This window comes from Bacillus sp. NS1 (genome assembly GCF_058248265.1).
Window position 1 is genome coordinate 207545 of sequence record NZ_JBZAZF010000004.1, and the last position, 15900, is coordinate 223444.

Consider the following 15900-nt stretch of genomic DNA (forward strand, 5'->3'; position numbering starts at 1 on the left):
CCTCCATTACATTTTTAATTGACTGACTGGTCATTCTATATAATACTAAACGTTATAACGCAACAACGTCAACTCATATACCAGAAAATTTTACTAAATTTTTCAAGGATTAAGGGGAAGCACGTCATGAATGAGAAAAAAGAGAAAATCATAAAAACAAGCATTCATTTATTTGCGAAAAAAGGATTTGCAGCTACGACGATCCAGGAAATCGCCAGTGAATGCGGCATCTCAAAGGGCGCTTTTTATTTGCACTTCAAATCAAAAGAAGCGCTGCTGTTATCTGCCTGTGAATATTATATTGGCATGTCTATGAAAAAAATGAAGAATATAGAAGAGGATCTCGCCGGTAACCCGCCTAAAGAAGTATTAAAAAAGCAAATCGGCGCTCAATTTGAAGATTTTCGTGTTCATAAAGATTTTATCGTTCTTTTGCTTACCGAAAATATCGTTCCGGAAAATCAAGAAATCAAGCAATACTTTTACAACATAACAGCGGAGACGGATAAACTGTACCGAAGCGCATTGCTGGCGTCCTATGGCGAAGGAATCGAGCGGTACGTCGCAGACCTTTCCATTATGGCAAGAGGCATTGTGCATTCCTATATGAATGTGATGGTATTTAACGGAGAGCTCAACATTGATGCAGAAGAAATCTCAGCCTTTATCATCGAGAGGCTGGATGACCTCGTACAGGGACTGAGCCGTTCAACCCTCAATCCAATTGTGCCAAAAGACATTTTCAGACCGATGTCTGCGGGAAAAGACCAGCTGCTTGAGAACATACAGAAAGTGAAAGAAAATAGCACGCTGCCTGAGGATATCACCGTATCGCTGGAGGTCATCGAGGAAGAACTGTCTCAGGTTAAACCGCGCAAGCCGATTATTAAAGGCATGCTGTCCAATTTAACCGGAACCACCGATAAAGAAGTTGAAAAGCTTCGGACCCTGATTTCTGTCTTCATCTCGATTTGACCGTAAAAAAAAGCAGCCCCTGCGGGCTGCTTTTTATTAGCGTTTTTTTATTTCTTCAAGCAGGATTTTGTTGACCATCGGCGGGTTGGCTTGTCCTTTGGACGCTTTCATAATCTGTCCGACAAGGAAGCCGATCGCACGGTCTTTCCCGTTTTTAAAGTCTTCGATTGATTGAGGATTGTTGTCAAGCGCCTCTGTGACAAGCTTCAGAAGCACACCTTCGTCAGAAATCTGAACAAGGCCTTTCTCTTTCACAATCTTCTCAGCGTCGCCGCCTTTTTCAATCAATTCCTTAAACACTTTCTTCGCGATCTTAGAAGAAATGGTTCCTTTTTCAATCAACTTGATCATGCCGGCAAGGCCTTCAGGTGTCAGCGCTACGTCAGCAAGCTCTTTTTGCTCTGCATTTAGATAAGCTGACACTTCACCCATTAGCCAGTTAGATGCTTGTTTGGCTTCAGCGCCTTTTTGAACGGTTTCTTCGAAGAAATCAGCCATTTCTTTTGTCAGTGTCAGAACCATCGCGTCATATGCAGGCAAGCCAAGCTCTTCGATATAACGCTTGCGGCGCTCATCCGGAAGCTCAGGAATGCTTGCTTTCACGCGTTCCTTCCATTCGTCATCAATGTAGAGCTCGACAAGGTCTGGCTCTGGGAAGTAACGGTAGTCGTCAGATCCCTCTTTGACACGCATGAGAATGGTTTTCTTCGTTGCTTCATCATAACGGCGAGTTTCCTGCTGGATGACGCCGCCGGAGAGAAGAACCTGCTCCTGGCGTTTTTCTTCATGCTCAAGGCCTTTTTGAACAAACGCAAAAGAGTTCAAGTTTTTCAATTCTGTTTTTGTGCCGAATTCCTCTTGGCCGATCGGACGAAGAGAGATATTGGCGTCACAGCGAAGTGAGCCTTCTTCCATTTTACAATCAGAAACGCCTGTATATTGGATGATGGACTTCAGCTTTTCAAGATACGCGTACGCTTCTTCCGGCGTGCGGATATCCGGCTCTGATACGATCTCAACAAGCGGCGTTCCTTGGCGGTTGAAGTCAACAAGAGAATAGCCGTCGCCTGTATGCGTCAGTTTTCCTGCATCTTCTTCAAGGTGAAGACGTGTGATGCCGATGCGTTTTGTTTTTCCGCCGACTTCAATTTCGATCCAGCCGTTTTCGCCGATTGGCTTATCAAATTGAGAAATCTGATACGCTTTCGGGTTGTCCGGATAGAAATAGTTTTTGCGGTCAAACTTCGTATCCGTTGCGATCTCACAGTTGAGCGCCATAGCTGCTTTCATTGCGAATTCAACGGCTTCTTTGTTCAGAACAGGCAGGACGCCCGGGTATCCGAGGTCAATGACGCTTGTCTGCGTATTCGCCTCCGCGCCGAATGGCGTTGGAGAGCTTGAGAAAATTTTTGATTTTGTTTTTAACTCAACGTGGACTTCAAGTCCAATTACCGTTTCAAAGTTCAATTTTTTTCACCCCTTACAATTCAGGTTTTGCTTTATGATGGTCTGTCGCTTGTTCAAATGCATGGGCAACACGGTATACAGTGCTTTCATCAAAGTGTTTTCCGATGATTTGCAGGCCGAGCGGAAGTCCGTCTGCTAATCCGCATGGCACACTGATTCCCGGTACGCCGGCAAGGTTGACCGGAATCGTTAAGATATCGTTTGCGTACATTGTGAGCGGATCTTTCGTGTTCTCACCGATTTTAAATGCAGGTGTTGGTGTAGTCGGTCCAACAATAACATCATATTTCTCAAATACGTCTTCGAAGTCTTTCTTAATCAAAGTACGCACTTTTTGCGCTTTTTTGTAGTACGCATCGTAGTAGCCTGAGCTTAATGCGAACGTTCCGAGCATGATGCGGCGTTTGACTTCATTTCCGAAACCTTCAGCGCGCGTTTGCTTGTAAAGGTCGATCAGGTTGTCCGCGTTGTCTGTACGGTAGCCGTAGCGGATGCCGTCAAAGCGTGCAAGGTTGGCTGACGCTTCAGAAGATGACAGCAGGTAATATGTCGCTAGCGCATATTTGCTGTGCGGAAGAGACACTTCTTCCCATGTAGCGCCGAGGCCTTCAAGAACTTTCAGCGCAGCAAGTACAGATTCTCTCGCTTCTTTGCCGACACCTTCACCAAGGTATTCTTTCGGAACCGCAATTTTCAGTCCTTTGATGTCGCCAGTTAATGAAGAAAGAAAATCAGGCACGTCCACATTTGCGCTCGTGGAATCCATTTTGTCTACGCCGGAAATCGCTTGAAGCAAGAATGCGTTGTCCTCAACCGTACGAGTAATCGGCCCGATTTGGTCTAATGAAGACGCAAATGCGACCAGCCCGTAACGGGATACACGTCCGTATGTAGGCTTTAATCCGACAACGCCGCAGAAAGATGCCGGCTGACGGATGGAACCGCCTGTGTCAGATCCAAGAGAAAACGGAACTTCTCCCGCAGCAACCGCAGCCGCTGAACCGCCGCTTGAACCGCCGGGAACTGTATCCAGATTCCAAGGGTTTTTCGTCAGCTTGTAAGCTGAGTTTTCAGTAGATGATCCCATGGCGAATTCATCCATGTTCAATTTCCCGATTGTGACCGCTTCAGCGTCTTGAAGGCGCTGAACAACAGTAGCATCGTAGATCGGATCGAAGTTTTCGAGAATTTTGCTGGAGCAAGTTGTGCGAAGCCCTTTTGTTACGATATTATCTTTTACGCCGATCGGCATACCAAAAAGAAGACCGTGCTCAGAACGGCCGTCAACCGCTTCATCAAGCTCCTTCGCGTACGCGCGCGCTCTTTCTTCATCTAATGCCAAAAAGGCTTGTACCTTATCATCAACCGCTTGGATGCGTTTATAAGATTCGTCAACCAGATCAGAAATCTTAATCTCTTTTTTATGTATGAGCTGTTTTAATTCTGTGATTTTATGATCAAATAATGACATTCTTGTGTCCCTCCTTTAGTCCAAAATTGATGGCACACGAATATAGCCGTCTTTATGGTCAGGCGCATTTTTCATAACGTCCTCAACCGGAAGACCTTTACCCGCTTCATCTTCTCTCATGACATTTTTCATTTTAAGCACGTGAGTTGTAGGCTCCACATTGTCTGTGTTAACCTCATTAAGCTCCTCGGCAAATGAAATGATGCTGTCAAGCTGTTCAGTGAACATTTTTGCTTCTTCTTCAGTAATCGCCAGTCTTGCAAGGTGCGCAACGTGCTTTACTTCTTCTATTGAAATTCGTGACATATGATCCACCTCCACATATTTCTCCGTTAAGTCATATAATACTGATCATATCAAAAACAAGCCCTCTAAAGCAACAAAACGCCTTGGAACAGGCCTGTGTTTTCGAGACAATACCCTATATATTTTATACTAAAAAGAAGCAAAGGAGAAACGAAATATTTTTCTGAATATTTTTACTTTTACTAATTTATGAAAGCGCTTTATCTACTAGTCCCTTCTAGGTTTACAATGGTATTTCTCACTGCTGCTCCAGGTTTCATCGCTTGAATGGCCGGGAATACTTTGTTAGGTTAAGTTAACAAGTGCACCTGCAAATGAATGACTTTAGGGCTGCACTTGCGCCAGGCTGCTTAACTGGCACCATCAATTTGAGAGGTGATGCAACATTATTAGAACTGAAGAGAGGGTAAAATGTGAGTATTGAAATTATTATATCGTTAGGAATTTACTTTACTGCCATGCTGTTAATCGGCTGGTACTCGTTTAGGAAAACAACTGATATCAACGATTACATGCTTGGAGGAAGAGGTCTCGGACCGTTTGTCACAGCTTTGTCTGCCGGAGCGGCGGATATGAGCGGATGGATGCTGATGGGAATTCCAGGGGCAATGTTTGCGACAGGCTTGTCGACATTATGGCTTGCACTCGGTTTGACAATTGGCGCGTATTCGAACTATCTTCTTTTGGCTCCCCGTCTTAGAGCTTATACAGAAGCGGCGGATGACGCGATTACGATTCCGGATTTCTTTGATAAACGATTCCAGCATTCTTCGTCAGTGCTGAAAATTGTATCAGCTTTAATCATTATGATCTTTTTCACACTGTATACTTCTTCAGGTATGGTATCGGGCGGACGATTATTTGAATCTGCTTTTGGAGCCGATTATACCCTTGGACTCCTGCTGACTGCAGGCGTCGTTGTGTTATATACACTGTTTGGCGGTTTCCTTGCTGTCAGTCTGACTGACTTTGTACAGGGTGCGATTATGTTTGCAGCACTAGTGCTTGTGCCGATCGTTGCTTTTACCCAGCTGGGCGGCGTTTCTCCTGCTTTGCATGAGGTTACAGCTGTAGACCCAAAGCTATTGGATGTTTTTAAAGGCGCGAGCGTCATTAGCATTATTTCTTATTTGGCCTGGGGTTTAGGCTACTACGGCCAGCCTCATATCATCGTCCGTTTTATGGCGATTAAGCATATCAAAGATTTAAAACCTGCGCGCAGAATCGGTATGAGCTGGATGGTCATCTCCATTCTCGGTTCAACCGTAACGGGTTTAGTCGGCGTGGCTTACGCACATAAATTCGGAGTTGCTGTAAGTGATCCTGAAACGATTTTCATTATTTTTTCTAAAATATTGTTCCATCCGTTGATTACGGGATTTTTGCTTTCTGCTATTTTAGCAGCCATTATGAGTTCGATCTCTTCTCAGCTTCTGGTCACAGCGAGCGCAATGACAGAGGATTTATACCGGACATTTTTCAGACGTGAAGCATCTGATAAAGAATTGGTCATGGCCGGCCGGCTGTCAGTATTGATTATCGCGGTCATTGCGATTCTCATGTCCTTGAATCCAAGCAGCACGATTCTTGATTTGGTTGGTTATGCGTGGGCCGGATTCGGTTCTGCTTTTGGGCCTGCCATTCTACTGAGCCTGTATTGGAAACGGATGACTGAATGGGGCGCCCTTTCTGCCATGGTGGTGGGGGCTGCGACAGTGTTAATTTGGATTACAACTGGTTTAGCTGACTCTACAGGTATCTATGAAATGATTCCAGGATTTTTCCTGAGTATGATTGCGGGTATTATCGGAAGCTTGATTACAAAACGTCCTGCAAAAGCCTCTTACCGTTTATTCGGTGTCATGGAAAAGCTGTTAAAACGCAAAAAGTAAGCAATAAGCCATCAAGCACCGCTTGGTGGCTTTTGTGCTCTTGTTTTGCTATAAATACTGTGAGAAAATCATATTTATTTAAAAACACCTTAGAGAAGGGGGAAGTTGCTGTTGAGCTGGTATATTGATCCTGATATATTATTAAAACTGGGCATTGCCACTTTGATTGGCATGGTCATCGGGCTTGAGCGCGAATTAAAAAATAAGCCGCTCGGATTAAAAACCTGTATCGTTATCGCCGTCAGCTCATGCATGCTGACGATCGTCAGTATTAATGCGGCATATCATTTCCCTAAATACTACCGCATCATGATGGATCCGCTGCGTCTGCCGGCACAAATCATCTCCGGCGTCGGGTTTATCGGAGCCGGTGTCATCTTGCGGAAAAGCAACGATGTCATTTCCGGCCTGACGACATCAGCTATGATCTGGGGGGCAGCAGGACTCGGGCTGGCAACGGGAGCCGGATTTTATAAAGAAGCGTTTGCCAGTCTTCTGTTCATCCTGATCAGCGTGGAGTTTCTCCCATGGGTGGTCAGAAAAATCGGGCCCGACCGCCTTCAGGAAAAAGACATCCGCATCAGAATGTCGCTTTCTGATAAAGACAAAATGACAGAGATTTTAAAAGAAATGAAAAGTAAAGATATCAAAACACACTCCGTTCGGATCGACGACCTGGGCGAAAAGGAATTTCCGATTATGGAAGTGAAGGTCCGCGTCCATAAAAACAGGTACACGACCGATGTCTACTATGACATTAAAGACATTGAAGGCGTAGTCGGCGTAAAGTGTGATACATTATAAAAGCCAATGGGACATGAACCCCATTGGCTTTTCGCTGTCATCGAAAAAAACATTGAAGTCTCTATTACTTTCAAATAAAATACATATTAGTAAATAAATATAATAAAAGGAGATGTTCCTCATTACCAAAGCCCGGTTTACAGTAACTGTCGCCCTCATTTTGACTGCTTTCTTAAGTATTTTTGCCATAACAGAATTCATATCCCCTCCTCAATCTCAATCATCCAAGAGCAGCAGCAAGAATCCTAAAAATATTATCTTAATCATCGGAGACGGAATGGGTATGCCAATGATTAACAGCTATAGGACATTAAAAAGCGAAAAGCTGAACACTCCCGTCCAAACAGCATGGGACTCTTATTTAACAGGCATGCAGATGACACATCCTAACGATCCCAGAGACAATATTACTGACTCTTCGGCGGCAGCAACCGCCATGGCAACCGGAACGAAAACATATAACGACGCCATTGCTGTAGACAACAATCATCAGCAGCTCAAAAGCGTAACAGAAGCTGCCAAAGAGAAAAAGAAGTCCGTCGGCTTCGTCGTGACTTCGGACTTAACCGACGCCACTCCCGCTGCTTTCGGCGTACATAACGTCTCACGGAAAAACTACACTGAAATTGCTGACCAATACTATGATGAACGGATTAATGGATCTCATAAGGTTGATGTTTTACTGGGAGGCGGAGCGAAATATTTCATTCGCAATGACCGAAATCTTGCTGAAGAATTCCAAAAAGATGGCTATCATTATGTGACCACAAAGCAAGACCTGAAAAAAAATCAGCACGATAAGCTGCTCGGACTGTTTGGAGAAGTAGAATTAGATAAATCAATTGACAGAGAGAACAGTACACCTTCTCTAAAAGACATGACAGAAGCGGCACTCACCCAGTTACAGAAGAACGAAAACGGTTTTTTTATGCTTCTGGAAGGAAGCAATATTGACAATGCAGCCCATGAAAATGACGTGGTGGGCGCTTTGAGTGAAATGGAAGATTTCGAGAAAGGTGTTCAAGCTGCTCTGGATTTTGCGAAAACAGATAAAGAAACGCTTGTTATTATTACAGCTGACCACTCTACAGGAGGGTTCTCTTACGGCGCAGAGGGAATGACGCGCGAGACCGGCTATAAATGGGATCCTTCCCCAATCATCGCCGCTAAAAAAACGCCGGGCTATATGGCAGAGAAGATCGCTGAAGGCCAAGATGCCGAAAAAGTGCTCAGCACTTATATTGATATGAAGCTGACGGAAAATGAGATCAATCAGGTTAAAAACGCAGCCTCACAATCGAATATAGCTGCTGTCCAAAAAAGCATTCAATTGATTTTTGATAAACGGTCTTTTTCAGGCTGGACGACGTTAGCCCACACCGGGGAAGACGTACCGGTTTATGCTTATGGTCCGGGAAAAGAAAAATGGAAGGGGCTTATCGACAATACGCAGCAGGCAAAAAACATTTTTGCTATTTTAGAACAAAAATAAAAAACTCCGGCTCACAGCCGGAGTTTTTTATTAAGGAGCGCCGCCCCAGAAAGGATCGGCGCAAATTTCTTAAGCTAACTTCGAAAAGTCAAATTCGGTTATCGGCGTTTGATTTTCGATATCGTTTCTGAATCCCTTCAGCATTTCTTTTTCTTCTTCTCCTATTGAATCAAGGTCAAACATTTGATGGAGCAATCCATAAATCAGCATATGGCGCAGGCGGAGGAAATCCGGGATTTTCTTGAGCCATTCGGCGGCAATTTCATTTTCCTCCCTGTACCCTTTCATAAAATGCGTCATAAATTCTTCTGTAAAGGCTGCTTTATTTTCATATGGAACAACTGGATACCAAAGTACATTGTAGAGGAGAATGCTGATATCATTCACAAACCAGTTGTACCCGATATCATCAAAATCAAATGTAGTGATCTTCCCATGATCCCAGTTAAAATTACCATGGTGAAGATCTGCGTGAACAAGGCCGTAGCTGTCACGGTTTTTTGGCAGTTGCCGCAACTCATTCATTAAATCGTCCGCCTGCTGAAAAACCTTTGTCTGATCTTCAGGGACATATTTTCTGAGCTTCAACTGCTCTTCTTCATCCCACTCTTGTCTTTTAAATCTAGGATTGCTCAGTTTATAGCTTTTTGTCAGGCTGTGCATCTTCCCTGTATATCTGCCAAGCTCGAAAAATAGGGTTTCGTTCCACTCAGATTCGTCTACTTTATGACCCGGCGCCTTTTCATACACTCTCAATAAAAATGCTCCGCCGTTTCCGTCCGGCACTTCCTCAACATCCTTACCGTTTAACGACGGGATTGGTTTGGCGACTGAAAGCCCGCCTTCAGCAAGATGATGGAGCCATTCCATCTCTCCCATAATATAATCCGGCGACCGGCGAATCGTGTGTGTAATCTTTAAAATATAAGATTCATTGTCTTTGGCAAACTCATACACATAGTTTTCCGCATCCGCTAAAAACTGCACTTGATCTCTAGTAAATCCATATATAACGGCAGCTTCTGCCAAAACCTTTTCTTCATCAAATATTGCTTTAATGTCTTTATGCATGCTGATTCTCCCTCTTCATATATTTAGACAATTCCCTTATCGTGTGTTTTTTCGCAAGATTCAAATCATCAACATACCAGCCTTTCTTTTCCATCTCTACTTCCATTTTGACAGCGAGCAGCGAATTTCCTCCCAAATCAAAGAAATCGTTGTCAATTCCTACATAATCCAAGTGGAGAATTTCCTTCCAAATATCCGAGAGGATTTTTTGCTGTTCTGTCTCCGGTCCGCTATCTTCTGTTTCAGCTCCTACATGTTCCTTCACTAACAGAGCCCGCAAATGCTCCGGCTGATTGGTATCTAAGGCCATTAAATATGGAGAATGCAAGGATTTTTCAGCATGCAGCACTTCCCAATGAGCGTTTGTGTTTTCCATTAAAGCGGATTGCAATACGCCATCAGCAATCACTTTCGCCTTTTTGCGAGGCGCGGGTTGTAAAGAGGACGCCCATTCGATATGTCCGCTTTGATCCTCTACCTCATCGACGGATATGTGATAAATCGTTTTTAACGGGCCTGCCTCTTCCTTAAAGCAATGCTCAGCCAAAAACTCAGAAAAAGCCCGGTTCTTTTCTGATTTCTTATACTTCAAGGACAACGTCGCAAGCTGTTTATCCCGTGCATATGAAGCAAGGCCTGACAGCACTTTATGTTCAATTCCTTTGCCTAGTGCGCGGCAGCTGAGCAGAAAAGTATCTAGCTTTAATGAATCTTCTGTTCGGATTCCCATGATTGCACCGACGATGCCTTCATCACTGAATCTGTCCGCTGCTTCAACGATCCAGCCGATATGGCCGTCCGTATTGAGCCGCTGGGCAAGCTGCTCCTCACGATAGACTGACGGATTCATATTGAACTGATTAATTCTCGCACTCATTTGAGCAACTCGCGGCAAATGCTCTTCTGTCATCTCAGTCAAGGCGATACGCAGGTGTAAGCCGGAAAGAAATTCTTCAAGCGAACGGGACGTATTCAAATCTATTTTTCTTTCTTGCGCGGCCAAATATCGTTCCGTGCGCTTTTGATCAGCTTCTGTCACTCTGAATCTGTCAAATGCCCAGACATGTTCTAAGAACATCGGAATAGAATCTGTATCAGACGGCAGAAGCAAGGTCAGAACCTCTGGCAGGCGTTCGTTCATTTCCAGGCATTGAGCCGGATCATCATCTAAGAATATGAACCGATCCACTGAAATGTTCAGCTCATCGGCCATTTCTTTCATGTTTCTGGCTTTCTCATTCCAATTAATGCGTGACAGGACAAAGTCCTCTTTCTTCAAAATCATATCTGGATGACGTTCAAACACATTCCAGACGTCTTCTTCATTATTTCTGCTTGAAAGCACAAGGAGCAGACCCTCTTCTTGTTTCTTCTTTAAAAATTGCTGCAGCGCTCGGTGGGCAGGAGTAATAATGACTCCTTCCGCACCAGCTTCAGACACGGTACCGCTCCACAAAGTGCCGTCACAATCGATGGCGGCCGCTTTAAATGGCGGTTTGAGCCATGCTGCAAACTCACGTGCCACCCGTGTTCCCATCGCCGCATAAAATTCTTCAGTAAACGGTATTCTTGCCGCTCTTTCACTTTGCGGATCAAATATGGCATCAAGCTGGTATGTTTGATGCAGCTGGCGGAGATCAATCAAATGTATATCCGTTTCTCCAGCAAGCTGCGCGATCCAATTCTGCTGGGATTGCACAAGGATGTCCCGGAGCTCCTGCTCTTTCACATTTTCCAGCGGCAGCAAGCCAATGAAATAAGGCACTTCCTTTTTCTTTTGTTTCATGATGGCGAGCAGTTCATCTGAATTATATTGAACGTGAGCCATTCTTTCTTCCAAAGAAAGACCCGAATCCCCCGCCATATCCTCAAGGCGAATCAACAGCAGATTGGCACCGTTTTTTTGCCGTGACAGCAAGCTTTCTTCATTAAGCAATTCTTGAAACACCTGACCGTAAGGAGACAGCTTTAAATCTAGATTGATATCAAACTGTTCGCCCCACCATTTTAGGTAAGGCACAACCGGATCAGCCGTAAAATTAGAACAAATGGTTAATGGGCACGAGATGACTCGGTTTGACTCTCTCTCCCTTTTCCGCTCGGCCTCTTCCTGCTCTTTTTGGCTCAGCACCGGAATGTCCTTTATGCGTTTTTCAGGCTCTTCTGCAGCTTTTTCAGCAAGAGAGATAAAATGAGAAACAAATGCCTGCATGGATTCATGAGTGAAAAGCGACCGGTTGTATTGAAGCACACATTTAAGCTCTCCCGTCACTTCCTTCACGACGTCCATTTTCATATCAAGCTTTGAAATGCCCTTTGCGAATTCGTATGTTTCAAATGTTAATCCGCCAGCCTCTATTTTTATATTCGGGTCATACTCATTATGATAGATCAGCATGGTATCAAAGAAAGGGTTGCGGTTTGGCTTGATCACCGGCTGCAGCGCTTCTGCCATTTGATCGTATGGATAATCCTGATGGTCATAAGCTTCAAGCAGAGTTTGTTTTGTGTGTTGAAGGTTGCCGGCAAACGACTCTTCAGGATTCAAATGAATTTTGATCGGCAAAAAGTTAGTAAACATGCCGATCGTATTCTCAATATCCGCATGACGCCGGCCTGCCACCAATGACCCAATCATCAGCTCCTGCTGTTTTGTATAGCTGGACAAAAGCATGGCATATAGCTGAAACAGCATGACATTGTTGGTCAGCTGCTGCGCCTCTCCGATTTTCTCAAGCTTTTCTAAAACACGAGGCGGGATTGTAAACTTAATTGCCCTGCCTAAAAAGCTTTGTTCTTTTCGTTCATAATCAAGAGGCATATTCAGCACAGGCACTTCACCCTCAAGCTGCTTCAGCCAATACTCTTTTTGGCGTTTAAACATGTCACTATTAAAAAATGTCTGCTGCCACTCCGCATAATCTTTATACTGAATGATTTTTTCCGGGAGCTGTTCCCCTCTATATAATTGGGTAAATTCTTTTATAAAAATATTCATCGAGGCGCCGTCCGCCACAATATTATGCATATCAACAAGCAACGCATGTTTTTCTTCCTCAATTTTGACGAATTTCACCCGAATTAATGGAGAGACCTTAAGATCAAATGGCCGTATAAATGAACTGATTTCGTCATCAAGCTCATCCATTTTCGCTTCGGTTTGTTCGATCGAAAAATCAAAGTTCTGATGGATTCTCTGCACAGGTTCTCCATCCTTAATTTCAAACGTTGTACGCAGTGTTTCATGCCTTTCGATCAGCTTTTTGAATGTATCCTCGAAGTGGGCGGCATCAATTTTTCCGAAGCACAAAAGAGCCATCGGCATGTTATATGTGGTGACTTGCCCGATTCTCTGATGAATCAAATACGTTCTCCGCTGTGCCGCTGACAGCCTGTATACGTCTTTTTTCTCTGAAGGCTGAATGGATGTATATTGATTTCGGTCAGAGCGCTCAATAAGTGCGGCAAGCGCACGGATTGTCGGGTGCTGGAACACGTCGCTTAGCGTAAGCTCCGCTCCAAATTCCTTGTGAATGCGGGAAATCAGACCAGTGGCGTTCAATGAATGCCCGCCTGTTTCAAAGAAATGGGTATCTAATGTGACACGTTTGACTCCGAGAATGTCCTTCCACATAGCAGCCAAGACCGCCTCTGTCTCATTAAATTGAACATCTGATTCTGTATCCGCTGTCTGCCCGTCATTTGCTTGCTCAGGAACCAAAAGCTGAAAATTTTCTGCCACCGGTGTTCCCGACTGTTCATTTGTCCGGCCAATCCAATATCTTTCTCTTTCGAAAGGATACGTTGGAAGCGGAATAAGCTGGCATTGCTCCTGATCATAAAAAGCTGTCCAATCGACCGGCACCCCGTGCAGCCACATCTCACCCAGTCTGCTCAGCAAGTAACGGTAATCAGAAGCTGCCTCCTTTGGATGCCTCATCAGCTGGATTGCAATGTGCTGCTTGTCCTCTGCCTGATACAATTTGCTGACAAACGAACGCAGTGCATTTCCAGGGCCGACCTCTATAAAAATTGGATCCAGCTCTTCTTTTAAGCGTTTTGCGCAGTTCATAAATCTGACGGTCCCCCGCAAATGATCAGCCCAATATGACGGATCTCCAGCTTCCTCATCAGTGATCCAGTCTCCTGTTACATTTGAGACAAACGGGATCTTTTGTTTTTTAAATTGATAGGCTGAGAGCTTTTGTTTCATGCTTTCTAAAACCGGTTCCATCATATACGAATGGAAGGCATGTGATGTATGAAGCTTTCTGCAGCTGTGTCCTTCCGCGTTCAGCTTCCTTTCCAATGCATCAATCGCACTTGATTCTCCTGATACAACACATGAATCCGATGCATTCACAGCAGCGATTGAAATGGTTCCGTCTGTATACGGTTTGATGTCTGCTTCGCTTAAGGAAACGCTAAGCATAGAACCGGACGGCAGATTTTGGAGTGCAGCCCCTCGATAGCTGACGATGTCAAGAGCATCTTCCAATGAGAGCACACCCGAAATGGCTGCAGCCGTATATTCACCGATGCTGTGTCCCGCCATTGCTTTCGGCTTAATTCCCCAGTGGATCAGCATTTTTGCAAGTGAATATTCGATACAGAACAGCAGAGGCTGCGTATATTCAGTTTGGTTAATCAGTTTTGCATCATGCTGATTATTGTCAGAGAAAAGCACCGTACGCGGATCTGTGTCCATATGATTTTTTAATATGTCAAAACAGGCATCGAGCTCTTCTTTAAAAATGGGTACAGTATCGTAAAGCCCTTTAGCCATATCAACATACTGCGCCCCCTGTCCCGGAAAAAGAAAAACAACGGGCCGGCTTGCAGATTGAGAGCTGCCGGTTTTAACAGACTCATAGTCATTTTCATGAATAGCCTGAAGAAGCTCAGGCACATCCGCTGACACAATCGCTTTTTTATAAGGAAACGAATGACGCCCTACTTTGAGGGTATATGCCGCGGCTGCCAAATTGGCATGCGGATTTTTCACAAAATAGTTTGACAGCCGGTCTGTCATGTTGTTTAAAGCGGCCGGTGTTTTGGCTGACAGCAATAAGAGTTCAGCGTCATGTCTTTCCGCTGCTTTTTGCTGTGCCGGCGCTTCCTCTAATATGACATGGGCATTTGTTCCCCCAATGCCAAATGAGCTAACACCCGCTCTGCGCGGGAACTCATTTTCTTCCCAAGGGGTGAGTTTCGTATTGACGACAAATGGTGATTGCTCAAAATCGATTTTGGCGTTTGGCTTTTCGAAATTCAGAGTCGGCGGAATCACTTTATGCTTTAAGCTTAGAACTGCTTTCATAAATCCAGCCACACCAGACGCATCATTTAAATGACCGATGTTGGATTTGACAGAACCAATTCTGCAGTAGCCGCGACGGTCCGTTTGGTAAGCTTGTTTTAATGCTTCAATTTCTATCGGATCACCAAGTGTCGTCCCTGTGCCGTGAGCCTCGACATAGGTAATGGTTTCAGGCTCCACCTCGGCCATGTGCAAGGCTGTTTTGATAGCTGTTACCTGGCCTTTGGTGCTCGGCGCTGTATATCCAACCTTTCTGCTGCCGTCATTATTGATCGCAGTACCTTTTATTACAGCATAAATATGATCTCCGTCTGCTTCAGCATCTTCAAGCGTTTTCAAAATGACCGCTCCTGCCCCGTCTCCAAATACTGTGCCTGCCGCCTCATCATCAAAGACGCGGCAATGCCCGTCTGGAGAATGGATCATACCTTCTTGGTAGAGATACCCGGATTTTTGCGGGAGGCGGATAGAGACTCCGCCTGCAACCGCCATATGGCAGTCCCCATTTAACAAAGCCTGAGCAGCAAGGTGAATAGAAACCATCGAGGTTGAGCAAGCAGTCTGCACCATCATGCTCGGCCCTTTCAGGTTAAGCTTATAAGAAATAAGTGTTGCCATGTAATCTCTCATATTCAAAACAGCTGTTTCCAGCGTCTTTGAGTCTTCTCCAGACTTTGCCCCCTGAAGAGCCCTCAGCACCCATTCTGCATTGAGGCCAGCTCCGGTATAAAGACCGATCTGCCCTTTGTAAGTGAAAGGATCGTAGCCGGCATCTTCCAAGGCGGTCCACACGCATTCATGAAAGATACGGAACTGCGGATCCATCATGGCAGCTTCCTTCGGCGTATAATCAAAGAAGCCGGCATCAAACAGATCTACATCCTCCACAATTCCTTTTGCTTTGACAAATCGCGGATCATTCAGCAGCTCTTCATTAACGCCCTCTTCTCTCAGCTCCTCATCAGTGAAAAAAGAAATCGTCTCTTTCGCATTTTTTAAATTGCTCCAAAACTCCTGCATGTTTTTTGCTCCCGGAAATCGGCCTGCCATACCGATTACCGCAATTTCAGCTCCATGATTCGCATAATGAGAATTACTCATT

The 15900-nt window shown here is 44.7% G+C and carries 8 protein-coding genes and 1 pseudogene; 4 read left to right on the plus strand and 5 right to left on the minus strand.

What is annotated here, in order from left to right:
- Positions 1 to 126 precede the first annotated feature (126 nt).
- Positions 127 to 1015, plus strand: a pseudogene (locus AC4CV5_RS16720) (TetR/AcrR family transcriptional regulator).
- Here AC4CV5_RS16720 and gatB read toward each other — a convergent pair.
- From gatB to gatC, 3 genes are read right to left on the minus strand one after another with little or no spacing between them, the layout of a single operon-like run.
- Positions 1012 to 2442: an Asp-tRNA(Asn)/Glu-tRNA(Gln) amidotransferase subunit GatB gene (gatB, locus tag AC4CV5_RS16725; protein WP_003219444.1), complete on the minus strand. Its 1431-nt coding sequence runs from the start codon at positions 2440 to 2442 to the stop codon at positions 1012 to 1014. The pseudogene AC4CV5_RS16720 and the gene gatB overlap by 4 nt on opposite strands.
- Positions 2443 to 2455: 13 nt before the next feature.
- The gene (gatA, locus tag AC4CV5_RS16730; protein WP_003242878.1) at positions 2456 to 3913 is read right to left on the minus strand and encodes an Asp-tRNA(Asn)/Glu-tRNA(Gln) amidotransferase subunit GatA; all 1458 of its coding nucleotides are present in this window, start codon (positions 3911 to 3913) and stop codon (positions 2456 to 2458) included.
- Between the two features lie 15 nt (positions 3914 to 3928).
- A complete protein-coding gene (gene gatC, locus AC4CV5_RS16735) occupies positions 3929 to 4219 on the minus strand; it encodes an Asp-tRNA(Asn)/Glu-tRNA(Gln) amidotransferase subunit GatC (RefSeq protein ID WP_003219442.1) in 291 nt (96 codons plus the stop codon).
- A gap of 413 nt (positions 4220 to 4632) precedes the next feature.
- On the opposite strand from gatC, the gene putP reads away from it, so the two are divergent.
- The 3 genes from putP to AC4CV5_RS16750 all read left to right on the plus strand — a co-directional run bounded on the left by putP (position 4633) and on the right by AC4CV5_RS16750 (position 8407).
- Positions 4633 to 6111 carry a sodium/proline symporter PutP gene (gene putP, locus AC4CV5_RS16740; protein WP_326222503.1) on the plus strand — a complete coding sequence of 493 codons (1479 nt, stop codon included), beginning with the start codon at positions 4633 to 4635 and terminating at the stop codon, positions 6109 to 6111.
- 105 nt (positions 6112 to 6216) lie between these two features.
- Positions 6217 to 6915: an MgtC/SapB family protein gene (locus AC4CV5_RS16745; RefSeq protein ID WP_248602517.1), complete on the plus strand. Its 699-nt coding sequence runs from the start codon at positions 6217 to 6219 to the stop codon at positions 6913 to 6915.
- A gap of 112 nt (positions 6916 to 7027) precedes the next feature.
- The gene (locus AC4CV5_RS16750; protein ID WP_490923320.1) at positions 7028 to 8407 is read left to right on the plus strand and encodes an alkaline phosphatase; all 1380 of its coding nucleotides are present in this window, start codon (positions 7028 to 7030) and stop codon (positions 8405 to 8407) included.
- 69 nt (positions 8408 to 8476) lie between these two features.
- Here AC4CV5_RS16750 and AC4CV5_RS16755 read toward each other — a convergent pair whose 3' ends face one another.
- Together AC4CV5_RS16755 and AC4CV5_RS16760 are read right to left on the minus strand one after the other, a co-directional pair.
- Entirely contained in the window at positions 8477 to 9478 is a 1002-nt protein-coding gene (locus AC4CV5_RS16755) for a phosphotransferase enzyme family protein (protein WP_003240104.1), read from the minus strand.
- Complete coding sequence (locus tag AC4CV5_RS16760; protein WP_490923321.1) at positions 9471 to 15899, minus strand: HAD-IIIC family phosphatase; 6429 nt, start codon at positions 15897 to 15899, stop codon at positions 9471 to 9473. The genes AC4CV5_RS16755 and AC4CV5_RS16760 overlap by 8 nt, the downstream gene beginning before the upstream one ends.
- Between the last annotated feature and the right edge of the window lies 1 nt (position 15900).